Annotated in this window: 27 protein-coding genes and 1 pseudogene; 19 read left to right on the forward strand and 9 right to left on the reverse strand. The window is 71.4% G+C overall.

Translation table 11 applies throughout. The features are described from left to right. Positions 1 to 48: 48 nt before the first annotated feature. On the forward strand, positions 49 to 870 hold the full coding sequence (locus tag NLX86_RS24835) for a serine hydrolase (RefSeq protein ID WP_254373993.1): 822 nt from the start codon (positions 49 to 51) through the stop codon (positions 868 to 870). Here NLX86_RS24835 and NLX86_RS24840 read toward each other — a convergent pair. Beyond that, entirely contained in the window at positions 830 to 1,324 is a 495-nt protein-coding gene (locus NLX86_RS24840; protein ID WP_254373994.1) for an ATP-binding protein, read from the reverse strand. The two genes, NLX86_RS24835 and NLX86_RS24840, sit on opposite strands and share 41 nt — an antisense overlap. A gap of 84 nt (positions 1,325 to 1,408) precedes the next feature. On the opposite strand from NLX86_RS24840, the gene NLX86_RS24845 reads away from it, so the two are divergent. The 3 genes from NLX86_RS24845 (at position 1,409) to NLX86_RS24855 (ending at position 3,227) form a co-directional block, all read left to right on the forward strand. Continuing rightward, complete coding sequence (locus tag NLX86_RS24845; RefSeq protein WP_254373995.1) at positions 1,409 to 2,257, forward strand: helix-turn-helix transcriptional regulator; 849 nt, start codon at positions 1,409 to 1,411, stop codon at positions 2,255 to 2,257. Continuing rightward, positions 2,217 to 2,483 carry a DUF397 domain-containing protein gene (locus NLX86_RS24850; protein WP_254373996.1) on the forward strand — a complete coding sequence of 89 codons (267 nt, stop codon included), beginning with the start codon at positions 2,217 to 2,219 and terminating at the stop codon, positions 2,481 to 2,483. The genes NLX86_RS24845 and NLX86_RS24850 overlap by 41 nt, the downstream gene beginning before the upstream one ends. Before the next feature lie 93 nt (positions 2,484 to 2,576). Further along, a complete protein-coding gene (locus NLX86_RS24855) occupies positions 2,577 to 3,227 on the forward strand; it encodes a DUF262 domain-containing protein (RefSeq protein WP_254373997.1) in 651 nt (216 codons plus the stop codon). A 443-nt stretch (positions 3,228 to 3,670) separates the two neighbouring features. On the opposite strand, the gene NLX86_RS24860 is transcribed toward NLX86_RS24855, so the two are convergent. Further along, positions 3,671 to 4,336, reverse strand: a complete 666-nt coding sequence (locus NLX86_RS24860) for a pirin family protein (RefSeq protein ID WP_254373998.1) — start codon at positions 4,334 to 4,336, stop codon at positions 3,671 to 3,673. A gap of 59 nt (positions 4,337 to 4,395) precedes the next feature. On the opposite strand from NLX86_RS24860, the gene NLX86_RS24865 reads away from it, so the two are divergent. The 5 genes from NLX86_RS24865 (at position 4,396) to fabF (ending at position 9,300) form a co-directional block, all read left to right on the forward strand. Continuing rightward, the gene (locus NLX86_RS24865) at positions 4,396 to 5,598 is read left to right on the forward strand and encodes a helix-turn-helix domain-containing protein (RefSeq protein ID WP_254373999.1); all 1,203 of its coding nucleotides are present in this window, start codon (positions 4,396 to 4,398) and stop codon (positions 5,596 to 5,598) included. A gap of 89 nt (positions 5,599 to 5,687) precedes the next feature. Further along, entirely contained in the window at positions 5,688 to 6,626 is a 939-nt protein-coding gene (locus NLX86_RS24870) for an ACP S-malonyltransferase (RefSeq protein WP_254374000.1), read from the forward strand. Between the two features lie 13 nt (positions 6,627 to 6,639). Next, the gene (locus tag NLX86_RS24875; protein WP_254374001.1) at positions 6,640 to 7,641 is read left to right on the forward strand and encodes a ketoacyl-ACP synthase III; all 1,002 of its coding nucleotides are present in this window, start codon (positions 6,640 to 6,642) and stop codon (positions 7,639 to 7,641) included. Between the two features lie 60 nt (positions 7,642 to 7,701). Then, positions 7,702 to 7,959, forward strand: a complete 258-nt coding sequence (locus tag NLX86_RS24880) for an acyl carrier protein (protein WP_254374002.1) — start codon at positions 7,702 to 7,704, stop codon at positions 7,957 to 7,959. Positions 7,960 to 8,037: 78 nt separating this feature from the next. Next, on the forward strand, positions 8,038 to 9,300 hold the full coding sequence (gene fabF / locus NLX86_RS24885) for a beta-ketoacyl-ACP synthase II (RefSeq protein ID WP_254374003.1): 1,263 nt from the start codon (positions 8,038 to 8,040) through the stop codon (positions 9,298 to 9,300). Between the two features lie 60 nt (positions 9,301 to 9,360). On the opposite strand, the pseudogene NLX86_RS24890 reads toward fabF, so the two are convergent. Both NLX86_RS24890 and NLX86_RS24895 read right to left on the reverse strand, forming a co-directional pair. Then, a pseudogene (locus NLX86_RS24890) lies at positions 9,361 to 10,233 on the reverse strand (NAD(P)-dependent oxidoreductase). A 39-nt stretch (positions 10,234 to 10,272) separates the two neighbouring features. Then, positions 10,273 to 10,767 carry a DUF3145 domain-containing protein gene (locus tag NLX86_RS24895; protein ID WP_254374004.1) on the reverse strand — a complete coding sequence of 165 codons (495 nt, stop codon included), beginning with the start codon at positions 10,765 to 10,767 and terminating at the stop codon, positions 10,273 to 10,275. 281 nt (positions 10,768 to 11,048) lie between these two features. Between NLX86_RS24895 and NLX86_RS24900 the strand changes: the two genes are divergently transcribed. The 3 genes from NLX86_RS24900 to NLX86_RS24910 all read left to right on the forward strand — a co-directional run bounded on the left by NLX86_RS24900 (position 11,049) and on the right by NLX86_RS24910 (position 12,785). Beyond that, a complete protein-coding gene (locus tag NLX86_RS24900) occupies positions 11,049 to 11,969 on the forward strand; it encodes an SGNH/GDSL hydrolase family protein (RefSeq protein WP_254374005.1) in 921 nt (306 codons plus the stop codon). Between the two features lie 163 nt (positions 11,970 to 12,132). Next, on the forward strand, positions 12,133 to 12,390 hold the full coding sequence (locus tag NLX86_RS24905) for a CopG family transcriptional regulator (RefSeq protein ID WP_254374006.1): 258 nt from the start codon (positions 12,133 to 12,135) through the stop codon (positions 12,388 to 12,390). Then, a complete protein-coding gene (locus NLX86_RS24910) occupies positions 12,387 to 12,785 on the forward strand; it encodes a DNA-binding protein (RefSeq protein WP_254374007.1) in 399 nt (132 codons plus the stop codon). The genes NLX86_RS24905 and NLX86_RS24910 overlap by 4 nt, the downstream gene beginning before the upstream one ends. On the opposite strand, the gene NLX86_RS24915 is transcribed toward NLX86_RS24910, so the two are convergent. The 3 genes from NLX86_RS24915 to NLX86_RS24930 form a co-directional block, all read right to left on the reverse strand. Then, positions 12,775 to 13,584 carry an EI24 domain-containing protein gene (locus tag NLX86_RS24915; RefSeq protein ID WP_254374008.1) on the reverse strand — a complete coding sequence of 270 codons (810 nt, stop codon included), beginning with the start codon at positions 13,582 to 13,584 and terminating at the stop codon, positions 12,775 to 12,777. The genes NLX86_RS24910 and NLX86_RS24915 overlap by 11 nt on opposite strands. 463 nt (positions 13,585 to 14,047) lie before the next feature. Continuing rightward, on the reverse strand, positions 14,048 to 14,479 hold the full coding sequence (locus NLX86_RS24925; RefSeq protein WP_254374009.1) for an organic hydroperoxide resistance protein: 432 nt from the start codon (positions 14,477 to 14,479) through the stop codon (positions 14,048 to 14,050). A 64-nt stretch (positions 14,480 to 14,543) separates the two neighbouring features. Beyond that, complete coding sequence (locus NLX86_RS24930) at positions 14,544 to 15,563, reverse strand: NADP-dependent oxidoreductase (RefSeq protein WP_254374010.1); 1,020 nt, start codon at positions 15,561 to 15,563, stop codon at positions 14,544 to 14,546. Between the two features lie 91 nt (positions 15,564 to 15,654). On the opposite strand from NLX86_RS24930, the gene NLX86_RS24935 reads away from it, so the two are divergent. Continuing rightward, complete coding sequence (locus tag NLX86_RS24935; RefSeq protein ID WP_254374011.1) at positions 15,655 to 16,074, forward strand: MarR family winged helix-turn-helix transcriptional regulator; 420 nt, start codon at positions 15,655 to 15,657, stop codon at positions 16,072 to 16,074. Between the two features lie 48 nt (positions 16,075 to 16,122). Here NLX86_RS24935 and NLX86_RS24940 read toward each other — a convergent pair whose 3' ends face one another. Then, positions 16,123 to 16,578: a hypothetical protein gene (locus NLX86_RS24940; RefSeq protein WP_254374012.1), complete on the reverse strand. Its 456-nt coding sequence runs from the start codon at positions 16,576 to 16,578 to the stop codon at positions 16,123 to 16,125. Positions 16,579 to 16,930: 352 nt separating this feature from the next. Between NLX86_RS24940 and NLX86_RS24945 the strand changes: the two genes are divergently transcribed. Then, entirely contained in the window at positions 16,931 to 17,515 is a 585-nt protein-coding gene (locus NLX86_RS24945; protein ID WP_254374029.1) for a hypothetical protein, read from the forward strand. Positions 17,516 to 17,793: 278 nt separating this feature from the next. Then, positions 17,794 to 18,831 carry a rod shape-determining protein gene (locus tag NLX86_RS24950; protein ID WP_254374013.1) on the forward strand — a complete coding sequence of 346 codons (1,038 nt, stop codon included), beginning with the start codon at positions 17,794 to 17,796 and terminating at the stop codon, positions 18,829 to 18,831. Between the two features lie 356 nt (positions 18,832 to 19,187). Here the strand turns inward: NLX86_RS24950 and NLX86_RS24955 are convergent, their stop codons facing one another. Next, complete coding sequence (locus NLX86_RS24955) at positions 19,188 to 19,616, reverse strand: Lrp/AsnC family transcriptional regulator (RefSeq protein WP_254374014.1); 429 nt, start codon at positions 19,614 to 19,616, stop codon at positions 19,188 to 19,190. Between the two features lie 70 nt (positions 19,617 to 19,686). On the opposite strand from NLX86_RS24955, the gene NLX86_RS24960 reads away from it, so the two are divergent. The 4 genes from NLX86_RS24960 (at position 19,687) to NLX86_RS24975 (ending at position 24,260) form a co-directional block, all read left to right on the forward strand. Beyond that, on the forward strand, positions 19,687 to 20,343 hold the full coding sequence (locus NLX86_RS24960) for a LysE family transporter (protein WP_254374015.1): 657 nt from the start codon (positions 19,687 to 19,689) through the stop codon (positions 20,341 to 20,343). 10 nt (positions 20,344 to 20,353) lie between these two features. After that, positions 20,354 to 21,913 (forward strand): acyl-CoA synthetase, encoded by a 1,560-nt coding sequence (locus NLX86_RS24965; RefSeq protein ID WP_254374016.1) that lies wholly within the window; start codon positions 20,354 to 20,356, stop codon positions 21,911 to 21,913. Then, positions 21,906 to 23,372: a carboxyl transferase domain-containing protein gene (locus tag NLX86_RS24970; RefSeq protein WP_254374017.1), complete on the forward strand. Its 1,467-nt coding sequence runs from the start codon at positions 21,906 to 21,908 to the stop codon at positions 23,370 to 23,372. Before NLX86_RS24965 ends, NLX86_RS24970 begins: the two co-directional genes overlap by 8 nt. A gap of 285 nt (positions 23,373 to 23,657) precedes the next feature. Then, positions 23,658 to 24,260 (forward strand): peptidase inhibitor family I36 protein, encoded by a 603-nt coding sequence (locus NLX86_RS24975; protein ID WP_254374018.1) that lies wholly within the window; start codon positions 23,658 to 23,660, stop codon positions 24,258 to 24,260. Positions 24,261 to 24,407: the final 147 nt, after the last annotated feature.

Consider the following 24,407-nt stretch of genomic DNA (forward strand, 5'->3'; position numbering starts at 1 on the left):
CTGTAAGACAGGCTGTATGACGCGGCAACGCCCCAGTATGCTCACCCCATGGACAGCCTGCGGATGATCGAGAACTGGCCGGTACCGACCGCGGCGGCCGCCGTCGTACGAGCCGACGGGACCGTCGCCGGTAGCCACGGCCCCACCTCGCAGTGCTTCCCGCTCGCCTCGGTCACCAAGCCCCTCGTCGCCTACGCGGCGCTCGTGGCGTACGAAGAGGGCGCGATCGAGTTCGGTGAACCGGCCGGGCCCGACGGCGCCACGGTCCGCCACCTGCTCGCCCACACCTCCGGCCTGGCCTTCGACGAGCACCGCGTGGTGGCTCCGCCCGGCGAGCGCCGGCTCTACTCCAACGCCGGCTTCGAGGCCCTCGGCGACCACATCGCCAAGGCCACGGACATCCCGTTCGCCGACTATCTCCACCAGGCGGTCCTGGAGCCGCTCGGCATGGTCGCCACCAGCCTCGACGGCTCCCCCGCCAAGGACGCCGTCTCCACCGTCGACGACCTCGTCCGCTTCGCGGCCGAACTCCAGGCCCCGCGCCTGCTCGACCCCCGCACGGTCGCCGAGGCCACCTCGGTCGTCCACCCGGGCCTCAAGGGCGTGCTCCCCGGCTACGGGCACCAGTCGCCGAACGACTGGGGCCTCGGCTTCGAGATCCGCGACGCCAAGTCCCCGCACTGGACGGGCGGTTCGTCCTCCCCGCGGACCTTCGGGCACTTCGGCCAGTCCGGTACGTTCCTGTGGGTCGACCCGGACGCCCGCGCGGCGTGCGTCGCGCTCACGGACCGGGCGTTCGGCCCCTGGGCGATCGAGACGTGGCCCGCCTTCACCGATGCGGTCCTCGCGGAAATCGCCTCCGGGCGCTGAGAGAACGTGATGGACCCGGCCGCCGCACATCAGCAGCCGTGGCGGCCAGGCACTCGAACCACACCGTCTTGCCCCCGCCGTCAGGGCGGGTCTCCACGCCCCAGTCGTCCGTAACGGCGTCGACCAGCAGCAGCCCTCGCCCGCCCTCGGCCAGATCGTCGCCGCCGGCCGGGCGGGGCAGTCGAGGACAGCCGTCCGCGACCTCGACCCGCACGCCGCCGGCCTGGAGCAGGATGCGCGTCTGACAGCGGCGGCCGGGGACGTGCCCTACGACGTTCGCGATCAGCTCGGTCAGCGCCAGCTCGGCCGCGTCGGCCACATCGAGCAGGTCCCAGCTGGTGAGGTACATGCGCAGGATGCGGCGCAGATGCCGCGCCGAGTGCTCACCCACGGAGAAGTCGGTGCGGTATTCCGCCGCAACATCCGCCGCCTGCGGATCGGTTGTGTGATTCATGCCACCAGCGTGCGACGAAGCGATTACGCTCGGCTATGTACCGAAACGAACGCCGCGAGGCATTGCAGGCCGGAGGTGCCCACCGTGGCCAATGTGCAGTCACTCGACCCCAGCGCTTCCCCGTTGGACTACTACGGCTGGGAGCTCCGCCGCCAGAGAGAGGCCAGCGGCCTCAGGCAGGGCCAGCTGGGCGAGATCATCTTCTGCACGGGCTCCCTGATTGGCCAGATCGAGACCACGAAGAAGGTCCCCACCCGTGATTTCTCCGAGCGGGTGGATGCGGCACTCGGTACGGACGGGGTGTTCTCGCGGCTCGTCGGCCTGGTCCTGCGCAGCCAGCTGCCGACCTGGTTCCAGCCATATGCGGAGATGGAGGCCCGCGCCGCGTACATCTCCACGTACCAGGCACAGCTGGTGTACGGGCTGCTGCAGACGGAGGAGTACGCGCGGGCGGTGCTTGCCACCGGAATGCCGGACGATCTTGAGGGCCTGGTCGCGGCACGGCTGGAGCGCCAGCGCATCCTGCAGCGGGATCGGCCGCCGCTCGCCTGGGCGATCCTCGACGAGGCCGCGCTGTACCGGCCGATCGGCGGCCGCGAGGTCATGCGAAGGCAACTCACCCGCCTGTTGGACTTCACCGGTCACCGCTGGATGCGTATCCAGGTGCTGCCCTTCGCGGCTGGTGAACACGCGAGCCTGGCCGGTTCGTTCAACCTCCTCCGCTTCGAGGACGACCCGGATCTCGTCTACACGGAGGACGTCATCTCCGGCCACATGACCGCCAACCCCGAGACCATCCGGGAAGCCGCACTCCGTTACGCTCACTTGCAGGCCGCCGCCCTCTCCGTCGAGGATTCGGCGGCACTGATCACCCGCGTGATGGAGGAACGCTATGGAGACAGGTCCCGACCTGAAGAACGCGCGGTGGCGTAAGTCCAGTTACAGCGGAAACACCGGCGGCGACTGCGTCGAGTGCACGGTGACCGGCGGCGCGGCCTGGCGAAAGTCGTCGTACAGCGGCACCAGCGGCGGTGAGTGCGTCGAGGTGGCCGACGGCTGCCACGGCGCGGTCCCGGTCCGCGACAGCAAGAACCCGGCCGGCCCCGTCCTGCTCTTCGGAGCGCCCGCCTGGCGGACCTTCGTGGACGGACTCCGTTAGACCGCGGGCCGGTTCGATTGTCAGTGCTGCCCCCTACGATCGTTTTCCATAGCTGATTTAGCACGGAAGTACGGCGACCAGGGGGTACACACGATGGGGACGTCACCGCTGTCAGCGTCGCAGATGCGTGCGCCCGAGCCGACCATCGCACCGATCACCTCACTCGCCTCGCGGGTCCTGACCGGCGACATAGTTTTACCCAAGTTCCAGCGGGCGTTCGTGTGGACCCCGCAACAGATCCTGTACTTGCTTGACTCGGTGCGCCGGAACTACCCCATCGGCAGCCTGCTCATGTGGCGTACCACGGCCAAACTGGCCAGCGGACATGAGATCGCGGGGCTGGACACCGTGCCGCAGCACGAGGGTGCCCCGGTGCACTACGTCCTCGACGACCAGCAGCGGCTGGCCAGTCTGGTGGGCGCGCTGCACGGCTCGGGGGCGGTGTGGGAGATCGCGTACGACCTGGAGCGCGAGGAGTTCCTTCACCTCACGGAGGACGCTCCGACCGGACCGCACATCATGCCGGTGCGGGATCTCACTTCCGTCGGTGCGATGCTGTCGTGGATCCGGCGGGACAACCCGGACGACGAACTCCAGTGGCGTGCCCAGGCGTTGAGCGAGCCTGCTCATGTCGCACGAGAAGCCTCTGGACCTGAACACGGGCCGGGTCATCGACGTGGCGGACGCTCTGTCCTGGCAGAACGGGAAGCAGTTCCAACACTCCTTAACCGCGCGCGTACCTGAAGAACCAGAGGGTGAGCGCGGGAAAGGCGAGGTCTGCGGCATCCGCGGCGGCGGTCGGCCTGTGCTTCCTGGACCATGTGGCGGTCACCGACGGGGGGTGGCGGCGGGTGCCACCCGAGTGACGTGGGGGCGGGGCTACAGCCGCCCGGAGAAGGCGGCGTTGAGCAAGGATGGCCGACGGTCGGTCAAGAGGTCGTTGCGGTGCCGCTGCCGCTGCGCGACCATGATGACGCGCTGGTTGAACGCCTCGACAGCTGCCGTGGCCTGCTCATGGTGCTCTGGCGGGATGGGTGAAACTCAAAGACAACTTTAGTTTTGCCACATACGTGCCCGTAAAACTAAAGTCACCTTTCAGTTGTACTGCATGGCTCTGACAAAGGAGTCCGGACAGCGAAATCACCTGGACCTTCTCCATCGCGGGTCCAATGGCAACCTGCGTACGCCTACCCGAGTTCCCAGAGCAGCACCTCGGCCGGCCCGGCGGCCAGGATCTCCAGATCCCCCCGGTCCGTGATGCGCGCAGAGTCGCCGTCCTCCAGCAGCTCGCCGCCGAGCCGGACCGGTCCCCGCACCACATGCGCGTACACCCATGGCGCCTCGGGCACGGCCGTCCGTTCGCCCGCCGCGAGCCGCCGGACATGCAGCACGGCGTCCGCCGCCGGGACGGCGTACGGGGTGCTGTCCGCGATGCCGTGGACGAGGTCGTACGCGGGATCGCCGCCCAGTTCCAGCGGCGCCAGCCACATCTGTACGAAACGCAGCGGAACCGGCCCGTCGTTGCGCTCCTCATGCCGGACTCCGGACGCCGAGCTGAGCCGCTGCACGTCTCCGGCGCGGACCACCGTGGCGTGCCCGGCCGAGTCGCGGTGCGTGAGTTCGCCCTCGACGACCCAGGTGACGATCTCGGTGTGGCTGTGCGGGTGCTCCTCGAAGCCGGCGCCCGGTTCGAGGCGCTCTTCGTTGCAGGCGAGTACGGCGCCGAAGCGGAGGTTGTCCGGATCGTAGAAGTGGCCGAAGGAGAAGGCGTGCCGTGAGGAGATCCCCGCCGTCTTGTCCCCGCCCTCGTACCGCTCGCCACTGCGTCGTACATCCAGTCGCACATCCGTCATGGAGGCCACGGTAGACCCGGGACTCCGCACAGCCCTTCCGATAAGGCAGTCTTGTCCACGTGCCCCAACCCGATCCTGAGCATCCCGCAGCCCCCGTGGTGGCCCATCCGCACACCGCGACCCTCCGCCGGCTCGAGAAGTCGTCCGGCCGGCTCGCGGCGAACGCGATCGCCCGCATGGACGAGACGCTGCCCTGGTACCGGGCGATGCCCCCGGAGAACCGGTCCTGGATCGGCCTGGTCGCCCAGGCCGGTATCGCCGCGTTCACCGAGTGGTTCCGGCACCCCGAGACCCCGCAGGCGATCTCCACCGATGTCTTCGGTACGGCTCCACGCGAGCTGACCCGTGCGATCACCCTGCGCCAGACCGTCGAGATGGTGCGGACCACGATCGAGGTGATGGAGTCCGCGATCGACGAGGTCGCGGCGCCCGGCGACGAGTCGATTCTGCGCGAGGCGCTGCTCGTGTACGCCCGGGAGATCGCCTTCGCGACCGCCCAGGTGTACGCACAGGCGGCCGAGGCCCGCGGCGCCTGGGACGCGCGCCTGGAGTCCCTGGTCGTGAACGCGGTGCTGTCCGGCGAGGCCGACGAGGGCGCCCTGTCCCGGGCCGCGGCCCTCGGCTGGAACTCCCCCGAGCATGTCTCGGTCGTCCTCGGCACAGCCCCCGACGGGGACAGCGAACTGACCGTCGAGGCGATCCGCCGGGCCGCCCGGCACGCCAAGCTCCAGGTCCTCACCGGGGTGCTGGGCGACCGGCTGGTCGTGGTCGCGGGCGGCAGCGACAACCCGCTCAAGGTCGCGAAGGCGCTGATCGGTCCGTTCGCCGCGGGCCCGGTGGTCGCCGGACCCGTCGTGCCGGACCTGCTGGCGGCCACCAAGTCCGCGCAGGCCGCCGCGGCCGGCCTCAAGGCGTGTTCCGCCTGGCAGGACGCTCCGCGCCCGGTTCTCGCGGACGATCTGCTGCCGGAACGCGCGATCGCGTCGGACCCTGCTGCGCGGGAGCAGCTGGTGGAGGAGATCTACAGACCGCTCGAAGAGGCGGGCTCGGCGCTGCTGGAGACTCTCAGTGTCTATCTGGAGCAGGCGAGCAGCCTGGAGGGCGCGGCCCGGATGCTCTTCGTTCACCCCAACACCGTGCGCTACCGGCTCCGACGTGTGACGGACGTCACCGGATGGTCACCCTCCGATGTACGATCCGCCTTCACACTGCGGATCGCCCTGATCCTGGGGCGTCTGGCCGACGGAGATCCCCAGTCCTAGACTTTTGTCGGACACCAACAATTCCCCCGACGGTTCTTGGTCCCTGTCCCCACGGGCGCCGCGGACCGTCCACAAGAGAGAGTGTGAGGGTGCTCGTACTCGTCGCTCCCGGCCAAGGCGCCCAGACGCCCGGCTTCCTGACTCCCTGGCTCGAACTCCCCGGCGCCGCCGACCGCCTCGCCGGCTGGTCCGACGCCATCGGGCTCGACCTTGCCCACTACGGCACACAGGCCGACGCGGACGCGATCCGCGACACGTCGGTCGCCCAGCCTCTGCTGGTCGCCGCCGGCCTGCTCTCCGCCGAGGCGCTGCAGACCGCCGTCGACCGTGACGGCGAGCTGTTCGGTGCGGTCGCCGGCCACAGCGTCGGCGAGATCACCGCCGCCGCGTACGCCGGTGTGCTCACCGACGAGGCCGCGCTGCAGTTCGTACGTACACGTGGACTCGGTATGGCCGAGGCGGCCGCGGTCACGCAGACCGGCATGTCCGCCCTGCTCGGCGGCGAGCCCGAGGACGTCGTCCCGCACCTGGAGAAGCTCGGCCTGACCCCTGCCAACGTGAACGGCGCCGGCCAGATCGTGGCGGCCGGTACGGCGGAGCAGCTCGCGGCGCTGGCCGAGGACAAGCCCGAGGGCGTGCGCCGCGTCGTACCGCTGCAGGTGGCCGGCGCGTTCCACACGCACCACATGGCCCCCGCGGTCGCGGAACTCGGCAAGGCCGCACAGCACCTGGACGTCGACGATCCCATGCTGACGTACGTCTCGAACGCCGACGGCAAGATCGTGACCACGGGCGCCGAGGTCGTCGCCCGCCTGGTCAGCCAGGTCTCCAACCCGGTCCGCTGGGACCTGTGCATGGAGACCTTCAAGGAGCTCGGCGTCACCGCGCTCATCGAAGCCTGCCCCGGCGGCACTCTGACGGGCCTCGCCAAGCGCGCCCTGCCCGGGGTGAAGACGCTCGCGCTCAAGACCCCCGACGACCTCGACGCGGCTCGTGCGCTCATCGCCGAGCACTCCGCCGCCGCCTAAGGAGCCCGAGAGCATGTCGAAGATCAAGCCCAGCAAGGGGGCTCCGTACGCGCGGATCATGGGTGTCGGCGGCTACCGGCCGACGCGTGTGGTCCCCAACGAGGTGATCCTCGAGACGATCGACTCGTCCGACGAGTGGATCCGCTCCCGCTCCGGCATCGTCACCCGGCACTGGGCCTCCCCCGAGGAGACCGTCGCCGCGATGTCCGTCGAGGCTTCCGGCAAGGCGATCGCCGACGCCGGGATCACGCCCGAGCAGATCGGCGCCGTGATCGTCTCCACCGTCTCGCACTTCAAGCAGACCCCGGCCGTCGCGACCGAGATCGCGGACAAGATCGGTGCGGGCAAGCCCGCCGCGTTCGACATCTCCGCCGGCTGCGCAGGCTTCGGTTACGGGCTCACCCTCGCCAAGGGCATGGTGGTCGAGGGCTCGGCGGAGTACGTCCTGGTCATCGGCGTGGAGCGGCTCTCCGACCTGACCGACCTGGAGGACCGCGCGACGGCCTTCCTGTTCGGCGACGGCGCCGGCGCGGTCGTCGTCGGCCCGGCGAAGGAGCCGGCCATCGGCCCCACCGTCTGGGGCTCCGAGGGCGACAAGTCCGAGACCATCAAGCAGACGGTGCCGTGGGACGACTACCGCAACGGCACGGTCGCGAAGTTCCCGGCCATCACGCAGGAGGGCCAGGCGGTCTTCCGCTGGGCCGTGTTCGAGATGGCGAAGGTCGCCCAGCAGGCGCTGGACGCGGCCGGAATCACCTCGGATGACCTGGACGTCTTCATCCCGCACCAGGCAAACATGCGGATCATCGACTCGATGGTGAAGACTCTGAAGCTGCCGGAGCACGTCACGGTCGCCCGTGATGTGGAGACCACCGGCAACACCTCGGCCGCCTCGATTCCGCTCGCGATGGAGCGGCTTCTGGCGACCGGGCAGGCGAAGAGCGGCGACACCGCGCTCGTCATCGGCTTCGGGGCGGGTCTCGTCTACGCCGCGACGGTCGTTACCCTCCCCTAGGCACACCGGATCTTCCGGACGTTGCACACCCTCTCTGATACATATCGAAGGAGCGCCCACATGGCCGCCACTCAGGAAGAGATCGTCGCCGGTCTCGCCGAGATCGTGAACGAGATCGCCGGTATCCCGGTCGAGGACGTCCAGCTGGACAAGTCCTTCACCGACGACCTGGACGTCGACTCGCTGTCCATGGTCGAGGTCGTCGTCGCCGCCGAAGAGCGCTTCGACGTCAAGATCCCGGACGAGGACGTCAAGAACCTGAAGACCGTCGGCGACGCCGCGAGCTACATCGAGAAGCACCAGGTCGGCAAGGCCTGAGCCTGACGAGCGTTTGTCGCCACCCGGCGGTGGCGCCGTGACAATTCAGCACCCTCTACACGTGGAGAAAGAATTCCTGTGAGCTCGACCAATCGCACCGTGGTCGTCACCGGTATCGGCGCAACCACACCACTGGGTGGCGACAGCGCATCGACCTGGGAAGGCCTGCTGGCCGGCCGCTCCGGCGTGAAGCCCCTCGAGGGCGAGCGCTTCGCCGACCTCCCGGTCCGCATCGCCGCACCGGCGGCGGTCGACCCGGGCGACGTCCTGCCCCGTCCGCTGGCCCGCCGGCTGGACCGCTCGGCGCAGTTCGCGCTGATCGCGGCCCGCGAGGCGTGGGCCGACGCGGGCTTCACCGCTCCGGCGGGCGAGGACGAGACGGTCGCCCCCGAGCGTCTGGGGTCGGTCATCGCCTCCGGCATCGGTGGCGTAACGACTCTGCTCGACCAGTACGACGTGCTCAAGGAGAAGGGCGTACGCCGCGTCTCCCCGCACACCGTGCCCATGCTCATGCCGAACGGCCCGTCCGCGAACGTGGGCCTCGAGGTCAACGCCCGGGCGGGCGTGCACACCCCGGTCAGCGCCTGCGCGTCCGGCGCCGAAGCGATCGGCTACGCCGTCGAGATGATCCGCACCGGCCGGGCCGATGTCGTCGTCGCCGGCGGCACCGAGGCGGCCATCCACCCGCTGCCGATCGCCGCCTTCGCCAACATGATGGCGATGTCCAAGAGCAACGACGAGCCCGAGAAGGCCTCGCGTCCGTACGACAAGGGCCGTGACGGGTTCGTCCTCGGCGAGGGCGCGGGCGTCGTAGTCCTGGAGTCCGCCGAGCACGCGGCCAAGCGCGGCGCCAAGGTGTACTGCGAGGTGCTGGGCCAGGGCCTGTCCGCGGACAGCCACCACATCGCGCAGCCCGAGCCGACCGGCCGCGGTGTCGCGGCGGCGGTGCAGAACCTGCTGGACAACACGGGCCTGAAGCCGTCCGAGGTCGTCCACCTCAACGCCCACGCGACCTCGACCCCGCAGGGCGACATCGCCGAGATCAAGGCGCTGCGCAAGGTGCTGGGCGACGACCTCGACCATGTCGCGATCTCCGCGACCAAGTCGATGACCGGCCACCTGCTGGGCGGCGCCGGCGGTATCGAGACCGTCGCCACGGTCCTCGCGCTGTACCACCGGACGGCTCCGCCGACCATCAACCTCGACGACCTCGACGAGGAGGTCGAGGCGGACGTGGTCCGTGCCGAGCCGCGCAAGCTCCCCGAGGGCACGATCGCCGCGATCAACAACTCGTTCGGCTTCGGCGGCCACAACGTGGTCCTGGCGTTCCGTTCGCTCTGATCCGGCCGTATACGTGCGTACGCGAAGGCCCGCCCGATACCGGGCGGGCCTTCGCGTACGTCAGTCGAAGCTCGCGAGGTACGTCGCCGCCATGTCCTCGGCGCCGTGGCCCTGTTCCCCGGCGCGCCGGAAACGTTCCGCGCCCGCTGCCGCGACGTCCAGGCGTACGCCTGCCGCGGTGCCGGCCTCGACGATGAGCCGGGCGTCGTTGGCCGCCGTGGAGACCGAGAAGCTGGGCGTGTAGTCGGCGTCCGGGATCGCGGCGGACTTGAGCCGGAGGTAGCCGCAGTCCAGCGGGCCGCCAGCGATGGCGTCCAGGAAGCCCCGCGGGTCCACGCCCAGGCCGTTGGCCGGCGCCAGCGCCTCTGCGGCGCCCTGGGTGAGCGTCAGAACCCAGCTGTTGCAGACCAGTTTGAGGCGGGTGGCGGCCGCGGACGCGCCGTCGTCCGATAGCCAGACGGTGCGCTGCCCCACCGCGTCGAGGACGGGGGCGAGCAGGTCGCGCACCTGCGGCGGTCCCGCAGCCAGGACGGTGAGCTGCCCTTTCTCGGCGGGCCCCTTGGTGCCGAGTACCGGCGCGTCCACGAAGACCAGTTGGTACGTACGGGCCAGTTCGGCCAGCGCGGGGACCGCCTCGACACCGGCGGTCGTCAACTGCAGCCAGACCCCGCCGGGGCGCAGGGCGCGGGCGGCGGCCGTCATCGTCTGCACGGCGGCCGGGCCGTTCTACAGCATGGTGAGGACGACATCGGCGCCGGTCACGGCTTCGGCGGGGGTGGCGGCGACCCGCGCGCCGTCGGCGGCCAGGGGCTGGGCCCTGGCGTGCGTACGGTTCCAGACGCGGACATCCAGCGCGGCGCGGCAGAGGTTGCGGGCCATCGCGGCGCCCATGACGCCGGTACCGAGCACTGCTACGGAGAGTTGGTCAGCCATGAGCCCCACGGCAGGGCGGCCGGGGGGTGCGGGACGCCCCTACACCACCTGGTGCAGCCACCGCACGGGGGCGCCCTCACCCGCGTAGCGGAAAGGTTCCAGTTCGTCGTCCCAGGGCTTGCCCAGGAGCTTGGCGATCTCCGCCTCGAGGTCGGTCTCGCCGCGGGCCGAGCGGGCCAGGGCCGCGCGCAGCCGGTCCTCGGGGATGAGGATGTCGCCGTGGATGCCGGTGACGGCGTGGAAGATGCCCAGTTCGGGCGTGGAGCTGTACCGCTCGCCCTCCGCGGTGGGGCACGGCTCGGCCGTCACCTCGAAGCGCAGCAGATGCCAGCCGCGCAGCGCGGAGGCCAGCTTGGAGGCGGTGCCGGATTCGGCCTGCCAGGAGAATTCGGCTCGCCAGGTGCCGGGCGAGGCCGGCTGTCTGATCCAGTCGAGATTCACACGCACGCCGAGGACGCCCGCTACTGCCCATTCGACGTGCGGGCACAGCGCGCGGGGGGCGGAGTGTACGTACAGAACTCCACGTGTCGTCACGGGGACCTCCAGTGTGGGACGAGGTTCGCCATCCCCAGCGGCCTCGATCCCTTACCGCTCCCGAGGTCACCAATAGTAAACAGCATCCGGAGTGAATCTCCTGAAAACGGACAGTATGTGACGTGATGTAATTTACCGGAGCCGTGTGGCTTGACTGCCACGGGGAAAAGCTACCGTGCGCCGGGGGCGGAGGTGTGACGTACTGTCGGTCCAGGGGGCGGTAAACACCAAGCTTTCACCCAGCAGGACGCCACCGGACCGGGTAACGAGGGGGCCAGGGGATGCGGGAGACCGTGCGCAGCTGCCGCGGACGCGCCGCCGTCGCAGGAGCGACGGCGGCGGCGCTTGTGCTGGTCGGGGCACTCGCCGGGTGCGAAGGGGCGGGCGACCAGGGCAGCGGGCGGCAGGCTTCGGCCGCGGGCGGGCGGCCCTCTCCCAAGCCGACGCCGCGCTGGGACCCGAGCCCGGGGTCGATCGCCGCTGTGGGTGACTCCATCACCCGGGGATTCGATGCGTGTTCGGTGCTCTCCGACTGCCCGGAGGCGTCCTGGGCCACCGGTACGGACGCGCAGGTGCGCTCTCTCGCCTCGCGACTGCTCGGGGACTCGGTGGTCTCGACGCGCAGTTGGAATTACGCGCGGACCGGCGCCCGGATGGCCGATCTCGCCGCCCAGATGAAGATCGCGGTCGAGAACCGGCCAGAACTGGTCACGGTGATGGTCGGTGCGAACGACGCCTGCCGCGATTCGGTCGCCGCGATGACGCCGGTGGCCGATTTCCGCGCCGGCTTCGAGGCGGCGATGAAGGCGCTGCGCGGCGAGCTGCCGAAGGCGCAGGTGTACGTGACGAGCGTGCCCGACCTGAAGCGGCTCTGGTCGCAGGGGCGCGGCAATCCGCTCGGCAAGCAGATCTGGAAGCTGGGGATCTGCCGGTCGATGCTGGGCGACGCGGAGGCCACGGACGGTGCGGCGGGCGCGCGGCGGGACGCGGTGCAGCAGCGGGTCATGGAGTACAACCAGGCGCTCGGGGACATGTGCCGGAAGGACCTGTACTGCCGCTACGACGGCGGGGCGGTCTTCGCCTACCGCTTCACGGGTGAGCAGTTGAGCCACTGGGACTGGTTCCACCCCAGCAAGAACGGCCAGAACCGGCTGGCGGAGATGGCCTACCGCAACGTGACGGCCGCGGAGCCGCCCGCGTAGGTCCGACGACGCGCGCCCCGGCTCCTGGACCGGCCGGGGAACGGTGGCCGCCTCGCCCCGGTCCTCGTACCCGTACTGCGCGGCGAAGCCGTGCCGGCACACTTACGGGTGATCCTCACCAGGAATGAAGCCGGGATGACACCGCCGGTGGTACCGTCGCCGTATGAGCAACGTCACGCGCAAGTACTCGATCAGCATGCCCGAAGACCTTGCGGAAACCGTGCGAGCACGAACGGGGCCGGGCGGATTCTCAGCGTTCGTCACCGCGGCGGTTGCGCGTCAGATGGAGCGCGAGCAGCTCCGTGAGCTCATCGACGCCGCAGAGGCCGAACACGGCCCCGTGGACCGTCAGGCGGTTGAAGAGGCGCGCGCAGCCCTGCGGGCGAATGACCGGCGCGACTCCGGTTCAGCCGCCGCGTGACGGCCGGCGGCACTCTGGTTCTGGACAGCGAGGGCCTCTCCAAGACCGTGAGCCGCGATCCCTCCCTGACCGCATGGCTGGTCGCTGCCGAGGAAGAGGACACCAGGGTCATCACGTCAGCGGCCACTCTGGTCGAGGCGCGCGACCCGCGAATTCCTCAGCCCCGCTTCGACTGGGCACTCTCCCGTATCCACGTCGAGCCGGTCAGCGAGGAGATTGCCCGGGCCGCCTCAAAACTGCTCGCGGCCGCCAAGCTCCACGGCCACAAGTACGCCATCGACGCCATGCTGTCCGCCACCGCGCTCCGCTGCCCCGGCCCAGTCACCGTACTCACGTCGGACCCGGAGGACATCGCCCAGCTCTGCGGCGACCGCGTGCGCACCGTCAAGGTCTAGTCGGCGGGGGCGCGCCCTTGTCCAGGGTGAGGGCCGCGCCGCCCACGGGGGTGGCGTCCGGGTCGTCGTCCACCAGGTCGCGGGCCATGAGCGTCGCGCCTGCGACCGCCCCCGGCATGAGGAAGACCGCCACCAGCGGGACCAGGAACGCCAGCACCAGCGGGACGCCGAAGCCGAGGGCCAGCATGCGGCGTTGGCGCAGCATCGCGAGCCGGGCCTTCTGGTCGATGCGGCGGCGCTGAAGGGCCACGGCCGTCAGTTCGTGGGCGAGGAAGAACCCGGAGACGCAGAAACCGATCACCGGGACCACGGTCTGGCCGACGACCGGGATGAAGCCGAGGGCGAAGAGCACGATGCCGTAGCAGACGACCCGTACCAGGATCCGCAGGCTGTCCCGGGCGGAGACCCACAGCTCGCGCCACAGCGGAAGGCCGGACTCCGGCGCGGTGCCGCCCTCCCCGATGTCGACCTGTTCGGAGAGCGACTCGTAGAAGGGCTGGCCGATCAGCAGGGTCACCGCGGTGAAGGTGATCACCGCGAGGAACAGGCCGAGCGCGAAGAGGAGGGCGGTCAGGAAACCACGGAAGAGACCGCTCCACGGCGAGGACCAGTCGTCGGCGAAGGGGGTGGCCCAGGCGGTGAGGTCGTCGGCGCCGTAGCCGAGTCCGACGAGGGCGCCGACGTACAGCCCGAGGGCGACCAGCCCGGGGAGCAGGCCGAAGCCGAACCAGCGGCCGTGCCGGCCGACCCAGCGCTGGCCCTTCATCAGATAGCCGAAGCCTGTCCCTAGATCACGCATGCGCCCAGCCTATCCGGAGCCCGCGCGCCCACTTCGGGCACGTGACCACGGTGGCGCAGGAGGCGGGAAGGCCCCCTTGTTGTACGGCAGTTGAACCGTGTAAGACCTCGCGTACGGACATTCCCTCCCCTGGAGGTACGCGTGGGCACGTCCCCTCCCGTCCGGTCCACGCGGCGGCCCCGACCGGGTACGTCGCACCGTACGGGGATCTGGCGCTGCGGCTGACCGACCCGAAGGTACTGGCCGCCGTCAACTCCCTGCTGGCGCAAGGCGTCCGGGTGGCGCGGGCCACGGACGGCAGCGCCTTGATTCCGTCGTCCGCGCGCAAGCAGGCGCGGGTGCTGGCGGACCGTTACGGGGTGGTCTTCGAGGGCCCTGCTGACGTCAGCCGGGTGATGCGACGAGGGCCGCATCCCGTGATGTCGGGATGCGGCCCTCGTACGTACAGGCTCGGCGCTGTGCGTCAGGCGACGACGGAGAGCTCGACCTTGATGTTGCCGCGGGTGGCGCTGGAGTACGGGCAGACCTGGTGGGCCTTCTCGACCAGGGCCTTCGCGGTCGCCTCGTCCACGTTCGGGATGGTGGCCGAGATGGCGACCTCGAGGCCGAAACCGCCGGCCTCGGTCTTGCCGATGCCGACCTTCGCCGTCACGGTCGAGCCGGAGATGTCGGCCTTCTCCGCGCGGGCGACGACGCCCAGGGCGCCCTGGAAGCAGGCGCTGTAGCCGGCCGCGAAGAGCTGCTCCGGGTTGGTGCCGTTGCCACTGCCGCCGAGCTCCTTGGGCGGGTTGACGACGACGTCGAGCTTGCCGTCGTCGCTGGCGACGCGGCCGTCACGGCCGTTCTCGGCGGTGGCGACGGCGGTGTAAGCGACGGCTATGTTCTCGATGGACATGTAGAAGCTTCCTCCTGTGGTTCGCCGCGACTCGCGCCCACGATCGCGGCGGCTGGGGTTGAGACTATCGGGTGAAAGAAACGATCATCTTGCCGGTGTTCTCGCCGCGGAGCAGGCCGAGGAAGGCGTCCACGCCGTTCTCGATGCCCTCGACGACGGTCTCCGGGTGCTTGAGCTCGCCGGAGCGGAGCCAGCCGGAGACGTCCTGGACGAACTGCGGCTGAAGCGCGGCGTGGTCGCCGACGAGGATGCCCTGCAGTCGCAGCCGCTTTCCGATGACCAGCGCGAGGTTGCGCGGGCCGGGGGCGGGCTCGGTGTCGTTGTACTGGGCGATGGCGCCGCAGAGGGTGGCACGGCCGTGCACGTTCAGCGAGCCGATGGCCGCTTCGAGGTGGTCGCCGCCGACGTTGTCGAAGTAGACGTCGATGCCGTCGGGGGCTGCCTCGCGCAGCTGCTCCGCGACGGGGCCGTTCTTGTAGTTGAAGGCGGCGTCGAAGCCGTACTCCTCGACGAGGAGCTTGACCTTGTCGTCGGAACCGGCCGAGCCGATGACACGCGAGGCGCCCCGGAGCTTGGCCATCTGGCCGACCAGGCTGCCGACCGCACCGGCCGCGCCGGAGACGAACACGGCGTCGCCCTCCTTGAAGGAGGCGACCTCGAAGAGGCCGGCGTAGGCGGTCAGGCCCGGCATGCCGAGCACGCCGAGGTAGGCCGAGAGCGGGGCGAGCGAGGCGTCGACCTTGGTCGCGTGCTTGGCGGCCACGTCGGCGTACTCGCGCCAGCCCAGGCCGTGCAGGACGTGGTCGCCGACCGCGAAGCCGTCCGCGTTCGAGGCGATGACCTCGCCGACCGCGCCGCCGTCCATCGGGTGGTCGAGCTGATAAGGCGGGATGTAGGACTTCACGTCGTTCATCCGGCCGCGCATGTACGGGTCCACCGACATGTGGAGGTTGCGGACCAGGATCCGGCCGGGGCCGGGCTCGGTGACCGGGGTCTCACGCAGGGCGAAGTCGCCGGGGGTCGGCCAGCCCTGGGGGCGGGCGACGAGGTGCCATTCGCGGCTGGTGGGGGGAAGGGCGGACATGCGGGGCAGCCTCCAATTAATACTTCAGGACCTGAAACAACGATGCCCCTAGATATTTCATGTTGTCAAGTAAATGGGTACGCTGATGCCCATGGCCACCCGCGCAGACTCCCTGACCCTCGAGGTCGTCGAACTCATCGGCACCGTCGTGGCCCGCTACTACGAGGAGTACGACGAAGCGGCGGGCAAGCACCAGCTCACTGGGGCCCAGGCCCGGGTCCTGGGACTGCTGTCCATCGAGCCGCTGCCCATGCGCCGGATCGCGCAGAAACTGAAGTGCGAGCCGTCGAACGTCACCGGCATCATCGACCGGCTCGAAGCGCGCGGGCTGGTGGAGCGCCGCCCGGACCCGGCCGACCGCCGCGTCAAGCTCGCGGCGCCCACGGCCGAGGGCAGACAGACGGCGGCCCGGCTCAGGGACTCGCTGGACTTCGCGCGCGAGCCGCTGGCCGGGCTGTCGGTGGACGAGCGGACGGTACTGCGGGACCTGCTCAAGCGGATGCTGGGCTGAGCTCTCGGCTCTCGGCTCTCGGCTCTCGGCCGCAGTTTCAGCCGCAGGTCAGGTGCACCACCACAGGAATCGGACGCAGGTCTCGCTCGGCTCCGGCTCCGGCTCGGGCGGCGGAGCCGTGGTCGGTTCGGCGGAGGGACCGCCCTTGGACTCACTGGCATCCGGATCCGGGTCGGGGTCCGGGTCGGGGTCCGGGTCCGGCACCTGGGACGGCGAGGAGGAGGACGGGCTCTCGGTGACCTCGGCGGGCTCCGAAGGGCTCGGCTCCGCACGGGTGGTCGGGGCCGCGTCCGCACTGCCCGACGACCGGACCGTCGGCTTGGCGGTGACCTCACCGACCGGCTCGGGCGCCTCGATCCCGGACGGCTCGACGACGGGCTGCTCCGGCGGCACGTCGTCCTCCTGCACGACGGTCGAGGCCCGGTCCTCACCGGGCTTCTCCATCGCGAGTTCGGCGAAGCTCAGCGCGCCGGCCGCGAGGACCAGCCCCAGCGAGCCGAACATCACCTTCCGGTTCCGCCGGCGCCGTGAGCGTGCGGCCGCCCGTCCCGGGGTCCGCCGCGTGGCGGCGGCCGGCCGTGGGGAGGCGCGGCGATGGCCCGCCGGTTCAACGACTCCCAGATCGAAATCGAAGGCGTCCTGAACGGCGGGGTCTACGGCATCGGTTCGCCGGAGCTCCTCAGTGGGGGTCCCGCACCCGGCACAGGCGAGGGCGCCGTTGAGGTGCCGCCGGCACGCGTGGCAGTAATCCATGGCGCCCGCAGGCTATGCGGCTCAATGACACGAGCGGGAGCCGAGACTGTGAAGGTTCAGTGTGGAACCTCTGATTCCCCGGCGGGTCCGCAAGCCGGGCAGGATGGACGCCATGACACTTTTCGGTCCGCGCGAATTCCAGCTCGTGCTGCTCCGCCGGATGGCAGATCACCAGCCCGGTCTGGTCGAAGAGGCCCGGCACGAACTGGGCGCCTCCCTTGCCGAGATGCGCGAGGCCAACCGCCGCTGGCAGGCCATGGTCCGCTCCCCCCGGGGACGCGGCGCGGTCGGGCGCTACCGCTCGGTGCTGGGCGCGCCCGAGTCCTCCGTACAGCGGAAGATCGGCGATCTGGAGTGCGAGGCGCTGCTGTGGCCCGTGCCGCTCTGGCCGGATCTGCGCTTCGAAGTGCTGACCGCACCGACCGGCGCCGTATGGAACGAATGGCTGATCCGCGCACCGGGCGCTCCGGGGCCGGCGCTGCGTACGTCGGCGGATCTGCGGCCCTGGTCGTGCACGGTCGACGAGGTGGCGCGGGCGTTCGCCCCGGCCCGTCCGATGGAGGGCACCGCCCCCACCCGCTGGCGGCTCGCCTTCACCGCGCCGGACGGCGAGGGCGAGCGGCACGACGTGGTGGCGGAGTTCACCTGGGGTCTGCTCCAGCGCACAGCGGCGACGCCGGTGCGGTGACCGGACGACGCCGGCGAGCCGGGGTCCCGCGACGCGGCCGGTGCGAACAGGGAAACGGTCAGCGCAGCCCCTGCCGAGCCGTCAGCACCACTTGCCTTTCCGCCTGGTGACGTCCCGGCAGCGGGCGCGGCCGGGACACGGGCGATACGGAAGACCACCCTTGTGCAGCACCCCCGACCGGCGCAGCCCAGCGCGCGCCTTCCCCGGACTGCCGCGCACGATGCGGTAACAGGGACGCCGTCCGGCCGTCCGCGTCAGCGCTCTCGGGAGGATCTGCCGTGACCGTCAGTCTTGAGCAGTTGCGCCGCTGCCACCTCGCCGTCGATATGGGGGCCGCCCGGACCCGGGTGTACGTCAAAGGCGCCGGCCTCGTCGTCGACGAACCCAGCGTCGCCGCGGTGAACATCAGGACCGGTGCACTCATCGGCGTCGGCTCGTTCGCCGAGCGGATGACGGGTCGTACCCCGGACTACATCCGGGTCGTACGCCCGGTCTCCGGCGGAACCGTCGTCGACATCGAGATGGCGCAGCGCATGCTCCGTCACCTGCTGGGCGAGAAGCTCCGCCGCACCCTGCGCCGCAAGCCGCGGCTGCGCGCCGCGGCCTGCAACCCGCACGGCAGCGACCCGCTCGCGCAGCGCGCCGCCGTGGAGACCCTGGTGGGCCTGGGGGCGAGCCGGGTCGAGCTGGTCGACACGCTGATCGCCGCGGCCGTGGGCTGCGGACTGCCCGTCGAGCAGCCGACCGCCTCGATGATCATGGTGTGCGGGGCCGCCAACACCCAGGTCGCGGTGCTCTCGCTCGGCTCGATCGTGACGGCCGAGCGGGTCCCGGTCGGCGGCAACGCGATCGACCACGCGATCGTCCAGCACCTGCGCCACCATCACGAACTGATGCTGCCGAGCCAGGCCGTCCGGCCGCTGCAGCTGGCCCTGCGCGGCAACGGCCTCACCCGGCAGGGCCCGGCGCGCACCGAGATCCACGGCCGGGACGTCGTCACCGGTCTCCGCCGCTCGGTGCAGGTCGAGACGGCCGCCGTACGCGACGCGATCCACACCCCGCTCACCGCCGTACTCGACGGCATCGGCAAGGTGCTCCGCGACTGCCCGCCCGATCTGGTCGCCGACCTCACCGACCGGGGCATCATGATGGTCGGCGGCAGCGCGCTGCTGCCGGGGCTGGACCAGATGCTGCGGGACGCCACCGGAATGCCCGTGCACATCGCCGAACGGCCCGACGTGTGCGCCGTGCTGGGGCTGGGCGCGATGATCGAAGGCAAGATCACACCAATGGTTCTGGATCAGCTGGCCGAATGACGGGAGCCGCGCGCTCTGGCTCCGGCTGGGACGGTTCCTTCACCGAGGACGACCTCGCGCTGCTGCGGGTGCTCGGCACGCGGGTGGGGATCGCGATGGTGCGGCCGCCTCACCACCGTGCGCTGCTCACGGGCGACCTGGTCGCCACCAGATCGCGCCGGGCAGTCCCGTACACGACTAACTCCTCGGCGGCGAACCGGTGTTCGTCGAGGTCCAGAACGGCGGCAAGCTCACCGGCACGCTCGCACTGCCGCGATGCCGCGGCGGCCGTCAGTAAGCGCCGCTTCGCGAGCCGGTGGCCCTGCGCGGCGCACTCGCGGCGGCATACGGGCGGGCGGGGCGGTCCGCGCCTGGTGTCAGCCGCGGGCTGCCCGGAGCGCGATCCTCGTGTTCGACTGGGCGACGCCCGCGTCACGCTTCAGCATGCGCAGCAGCGCGTCCAGCGCCGCTGGGTCGGCGGCCCTCGCCCGTACGAGATAGTCGTGCTCACCCGTCACATGCACCACCTCGGTGATGCCGGGCAGCTTCAGCACCGCCTTCTCGAAGTCCTCGCCCTTCTTGTCGAGCCGCAGGGTGACGTCGATGAAGACCACAAGCCCGGGCCGGCCGTCGGCGGCCGGGTCGACGAGTGTGGTGAAGCCGCGGATGACCCCGTCACGCAGCATCCGGCGGACCCGGTCGGCGGCGGCGTTCGCGCTCAGCCCGACGCGTGCGCCCAGATCGCGGTACGAGATCCGCGCATCCCCCTGCAGGATGCCGAGGATGTCCCTGTCCAGCCTGTCCATACCGTGATTGTCGCAGTACGAGCCGGAATTCGGCCGCGCGAGCCGCGGCCGGTCGCCGACAGTGTCCGGCATGAGCGACGTACTGACGACCGCCCTCGCGGGCGCTGCCGCGGGCCTGGGTGTGGCGATGCCGGTGGGGGCCGTGGGCGTGCTGCTGATCCAGGAGGGCATGCGGGGGCGGCGCGGGGCGGTCGCCGCCGCGGCGGCGGTCGCGGTCGTCGACATGGTGTACGCGGCGGTGGCGACCGCCCTCGGACCGCTGGTCGCCACCGCGCTCTCCGGTTCCGAGGGGTGGGTACGGCTGGTGTCGGCGGCCGTACTGCTGGTGATCGCGGTACGTGGGCTGCTCGCCTCTCGGCGCGCGCACGATCCGGTCCCGGCGGCCGAGGGGTGTCCGGCCGGCGAGGGCGCCGGGGCGCGCGTCGGAGCCGTGCGCACGTTCACCCGGTTCGCGGCGCTGACCCTGATCAACCCGACGACCGCCCTCTACTTCGCGGCGCTGACCACCGCCCAGGGCGCGTCCCTGGTCGGCGGCGGGGCCGGTGCGGTGTTCGTCGCCGGGGTCTTCGTGGCCTCGCTGGTGTGGCAGCAACTCCTGGTCGCGGCCAGTTCCTTCGCGGGCTCGCGGATCTCGGCGACGGCCCGCGCGTGGACGTTCCGGACCGGGTACGGGCTGGTCGCGCTGTATGCCGTGAAGATCGCCCTGCCGCTGCAGTGGCCCACGTAGGGTACGAGACGTGGCTTCTACCGGATTGCTTCCCGCGCTGCACGCGGGTTCGGACCGTACGGCCGTGCGCTTCGGCGGCCGGTCGCTGACCTACGCCGAGCTGGCCGCCGCAGCCGGCCCCCTGGCCGCCCGTATCTCCGGCACGGGGCCGGGCGCGGGCATGGGGCGGGGCACAGGCGCGGGGCCCGGCGCGGGGGCGGGGCCGGGCACAGGGCCGGGTTCGGGCACAGGGCCGGGTTCGGGCACAGGCGCGGGGCCGGTCGCGGTGTGGGCCACGCCGGCCCTGGAGACCGCCGTCGGCGTGGTGGCCGCGCTGCTGGCCGGCGTCCCCGCCGTACCGCTGAACCCGAAGACCGGCGAGCGCGAGCTGGCGCACATCCTGTCCGACTGCGCGCCGTCGCTGGTGCTGGCCGAGCCCGGCGCGCAGCTGCCGCCCGCGCTGGGCGAGTTGGCCCGTATCGATGTCACGGCCGACGCCTCGGCCGCGCCCGGCGCGCCGCTTCCGCCGGAGCCCTCCGCCGACTCCCCCGCCCTGATCGTCTACACCTCCGGCACCACCGGACCGCCCAAGGGCGCCGTCCTGTCCCGCCGCGCGATCGCCTCGACCCTGGACGCGCTGGAGGACGCCTGGCAGTGGACCGCGGACGATGTCCTGGTCCACGCGCTGCCGCTGTTCCACGTACACGGCCTGATCCTGGGCATCCTCGGTCCGCTGCGCCGCGGCGGCTCGGTACGGCATCTGGGCCGGTTCACCACCGAGGGCGTGGCGCGCGAGCTCGCGGCCGGCGGGACGATGCTGTTCGGCGTGCCGACGATGTACCACCGGCTGGCGGAGTCAGCCGGTTCCGACCCGGAGCTGGCCAAGGCCCTGGCCGGAGCGCGGCTGCTGGTCTCCGGCTCGGCCGCGCTGCCGGTCCATGACCACGCGCGGATCGCGGCGGCGACGGGCCGCCGGGTGATCGAGCGGTACGGCATGACCGAGACCCTCATGAATACAAGTGTCCGCGCCGACGGCGAAGCGCGGCCCGGGACGGTCGGGGTGCCGCTGCGGGGTGTCGAACTGCGGCTCGTCGACGAGGCGGGGGCCGAGGTCACCACGTACGACGGGGAGACGATCGGGGAGATCCAGGTGCGCGGCCCGAATCTCTTCACGGAGTACCTGGGCCGTCCGGATGCGACAGCGGCCGCCTTCGATCACGGCTGGTTCCGTACGGGTGACATGGCGACCCGCGATCCCGACGGCTATGTGCGTATCGTCGGCCGCAAGGGCACGGACCTGATCAAGAGCGGCGGCTACAAGATCGGCGCGGGCGAGATCGAGAACGCGCTGCTCGACCACCCGGGCGTACGTGAGGCGGCCGTGACCGGCGAGCCGGACGAGGACCTGGGTGAGCGGATCGTCGCCTGGATCGTGCCCGCGGATCCGGGACTTCCGCCGTCCGCCGAGGAGTTGGCCGAGCATGTGGCCGGCCTGCTCGCCCCGCACAAGCGGCCGCGCACGGTCCGCTACCTCGACGCGCTGCCCCGCAACGACATGGGCAAGGTCATGAAGCGGGCCCTCCATGGCTGACGGTACGACGGCCCGCCAGGCCATCGCCTCCGTCACCGACGGCTTCACCGAACTCCCCGTCCCGCTCCGGCCGTCGAAGCCGGACGGGCCGCTGGCCTGGGAGGGGTACGACGCCTCGCGCGCCCGCGCCCTGCAACGGACCGGGGAACGGGAGTCCGTGGTGTGCGGCACGGCGGCGATCGGCGGGAGCGAGGCCGTGGCGGTCTCCTTCGAGTTCCGGTTCCTGGGCGGCTCGCTGGGCGAGCGGACCGGCGACCGGCTGGAGGCCGCGTACGCCCATGCGCGCGAGCACCGGCTGCCGCTCGTCTCGCTGGTCGCCACCGGCGGCAGCCGGATGCAGGAGGGCATGCTCGCGCTTACCCAACTCCAGCGCGTGGCCCGGCAGTCGGCGCTCCTGCGGGCGGCCGGACTGCCGCAGATCGCCGTGCTCCGCGACCCGACGACGGGCGGCGGCTGGGCCACGCTCGGCGCGGGGGCGGATGTGATCCTGGCGCTGTCCGGCGCACAGGTCGGCTTCGCCGGCTCGCGGGTCCGCCCGCCGGGCGCCGACCCGGCGGCGTACAGCGCGGAGGGCCAGCTGGCCGCGGGCCAGGTCGACGCGGTGGTGCGCCCGGAGGAGCTGCGCGGCACGCTGCGGAACTGGCTGACCCTGCTGACGAGCGGCGCCGCCCCGGAGGAGCCAGGGGTCCGGCCCGAACCGGCTCCGGATCAGCCGGGCGCCGTGCCGCCGAGCGGACCGGTCGGCGCTCCCCCGGCACAGGGCCGCACGCCGGAGGGGCCCGCCGCGCCGGGGCATCGCCGGGCGCTGCCCGCCGCGCCTCCGCACGCGCTGGGTTCGGCGTCCTTGCCCCGTACCGGATGGGATGCCGTACGGCAGGCGCGGGAGGCGGGGCGGCCGCGTGCCCAGGCGTACCTGGACGCGTACTTCGGCCTCCGGCTGTCCGTGGCCGGAGACCGGTGCGGCGGTACCGATGCCGGGATGCTCTGCGGCTTCGGCCTGCGCGAGGGCCGCAGCATCGCGTACGCCGCCCAGTGCGGCACCGCGACCCTGCCGGCCGGCTACCGCACCGCCGCCCGCCTGATCCGTCTCGCGGACCGGCTGGGCATCCCGGTGCTCACCCTGGTCGACACCCCGGGCGCCGCCAACGACGCCGAGGCGGAGCGCGCCGGTGCGGGCGCCGCCATCGCCGATGTCTTCGCCGCCGTGGCCGCTGTCCGCGTTCCGGTGACCACCCTGCTCATCGGCGAGGGCGGCTCGGGCGGGGCGCTGGCGCTGGCCGCCCCCGGCAACACCTGGGTGACACCGGACAGTTACTTCTCCGTCATCGCCCCGGAGGCGGCGGCCGCGATCCTCAAGCGCTCGCCGGCCGACGCTCCGGCCACGGCGGACCAGCTGCGGCTGCGCCCGCAGGATCTTGTGGAGCTCGGCGTGGCACGCGGGATCGTCGGCCCAATGTAGGGACCGATCAGCACATTGGCTCATTACTGGCGCTCCATACGGCCGTGGATGATCCGCCTCCGCGTGCCGCTGCCCCGCCGCCCGCCGCGGCACCCGCCCGCCGACCTGCGAGAGCGGGCGGCGTTCGCGACCCGACGGCGCCCGGCCGGGCCCGCAAGCCCGGCCTCCGTGGCGCAGCGAGCGGTACGACCAGAAAGCCTCTGGAGCCTCGACCGCCCCGTCACTAGCGTTTGGGTCACTCCGGACAACCCCGGAATTTCGTGATCAGAAGGGAACACGGTTCCTATGCGCACGAGAACAAAATTCGCCGTTGCCGCCACCGCCGGAGCCATGGCCGTCCTGGGCGTGGCCGCCCCGACCTCCGCCTCGACCGCGCCGACCGCACTCGAGTCCACCATTGCGTCGGAGGCGAAGCAGGCCGGGCTCAGCAAGAGCGAAGTCGCCGGACTGCAGAAGCAGATCGACAAGCAGCTCGCCACCACCCCCGGCGGCAAGCAGATCGGCGTCAACCAGATCGCCTGGCGCGGCGGCAAAGCCGTCATGACCTTCCCCTTACCCGGTGAGAAGAAGGCCCGCGCGGTCGGCGAGGCCGCCGTTCCGCTCGGCTCGCCCAACTGCCGTTATGCCTGGACCTGTCTGTACGAGCACTCCAACTGGGACGGACGCCGCCTGACCTGGTCGGACTGCAACTTCGAGAACCTCGCCGACTGGGGCTTCAACGACCAGACCACCTCCTGGCACAACAACCAGACGCGCGGCACCCGGACCACCGTCTACAACTGGACGGGCAGCTCCTGGGCCCAGCTGTGGCAGTCCACCGCTCCCTCGTCCAGCGCCAACGTCGGCAGCGCCAACAACGACAAGGCGGACGGCCTCTGGGTCTGCTGACCAGCCCCCTCCCTGCGCCGGCCCCCTCCCCGCGCCGACCCCTCCTACGCCCCCCAGGAGCGGCAGGCGCGACACCGGCCCCCACGGTCCGCCTCCCCGCGGCCGTGGGGGCCGCCTCTTGGGGTCGGCAGACAAGAACGGGACCGG

It is taken from the genome of Streptomyces sp. A3M-1-3 (assembly GCF_024213665.1).
GTDB lineage: Bacteria > Actinomycetota > Actinomycetes > Streptomycetales > Streptomycetaceae > Streptomyces.

Coding starts and splice junctions, on each gene's coding strand:
- NLX86_RS24975 (WP_254374018.1), top strand. CDS start 23,658: ATGCGCACGAGAACAAAATTCGCCGTTGCCGCCACCGCCGGAGCCATG.
- NLX86_RS24840 (WP_254373994.1), bottom strand. CDS start 1,324: ATGAATCACACAACCGATCCGCAGGCGGCGGATGTTGCGGCGGAATAC.
- NLX86_RS24905 (WP_254374006.1), top strand. CDS start 12,133: ATGAGCAACGTCACGCGCAAGTACTCGATCAGCATGCCCGAAGACCTT.
- NLX86_RS24940 (WP_254374012.1), bottom strand. CDS start 16,578: ATGTTCGGCTCGCTGGGGCTGGTCCTCGCGGCCGGCGCGCTGAGCTTC.
- NLX86_RS24855 (WP_254373997.1), top strand. CDS start 2,577: ATGGGGACGTCACCGCTGTCAGCGTCGCAGATGCGTGCGCCCGAGCCG.
- NLX86_RS24925 (WP_254374009.1), bottom strand. CDS start 14,479: ATGTCCATCGAGAACATAGCCGTCGCTTACACCGCCGTCGCCACCGCC.
- NLX86_RS24835 (WP_254373993.1), top strand. CDS start 49: ATGGACAGCCTGCGGATGATCGAGAACTGGCCGGTACCGACCGCGGCG.
- NLX86_RS24880 (WP_254374002.1), top strand. CDS start 7,702: ATGGCCGCCACTCAGGAAGAGATCGTCGCCGGTCTCGCCGAGATCGTG.
- NLX86_RS24860 (WP_254373998.1), bottom strand. CDS start 4,336: ATGACGGATGTGCGACTGGATGTACGACGCAGTGGCGAGCGGTACGAG.
- NLX86_RS24930 (WP_254374010.1), bottom strand. CDS start 15,563: ATGTCCGCCCTTCCCCCCACCAGCCGCGAATGGCACCTCGTCGCCCGC.
- NLX86_RS24900 (WP_254374005.1), top strand. CDS start 11,049: ATGCGGGAGACCGTGCGCAGCTGCCGCGGACGCGCCGCCGTCGCAGGA.
- NLX86_RS24875 (WP_254374001.1), top strand. CDS start 6,640: ATGTCGAAGATCAAGCCCAGCAAGGGGGCTCCGTACGCGCGGATCATG.
- NLX86_RS24935 (WP_254374011.1), top strand. CDS start 15,655: ATGGCCACCCGCGCAGACTCCCTGACCCTCGAGGTCGTCGAACTCATC.
- NLX86_RS24955 (WP_254374014.1), bottom strand. CDS start 19,616: ATGGACAGGCTGGACAGGGACATCCTCGGCATCCTGCAGGGGGATGCG.
- NLX86_RS24960 (WP_254374015.1), top strand. CDS start 19,687: ATGAGCGACGTACTGACGACCGCCCTCGCGGGCGCTGCCGCGGGCCTG.
- NLX86_RS24850 (WP_254373996.1), top strand. CDS start 2,217: ATGGAGACAGGTCCCGACCTGAAGAACGCGCGGTGGCGTAAGTCCAGT.
- NLX86_RS24915 (WP_254374008.1), bottom strand. CDS start 13,584: ATGCGTGATCTAGGGACAGGCTTCGGCTATCTGATGAAGGGCCAGCGC.
- NLX86_RS24945 (WP_254374029.1), top strand. CDS start 16,931: ATGGACGCCATGACACTTTTCGGTCCGCGCGAATTCCAGCTCGTGCTG.
- NLX86_RS24970 (WP_254374017.1), top strand. CDS start 21,906: ATGGCTGACGGTACGACGGCCCGCCAGGCCATCGCCTCCGTCACCGAC.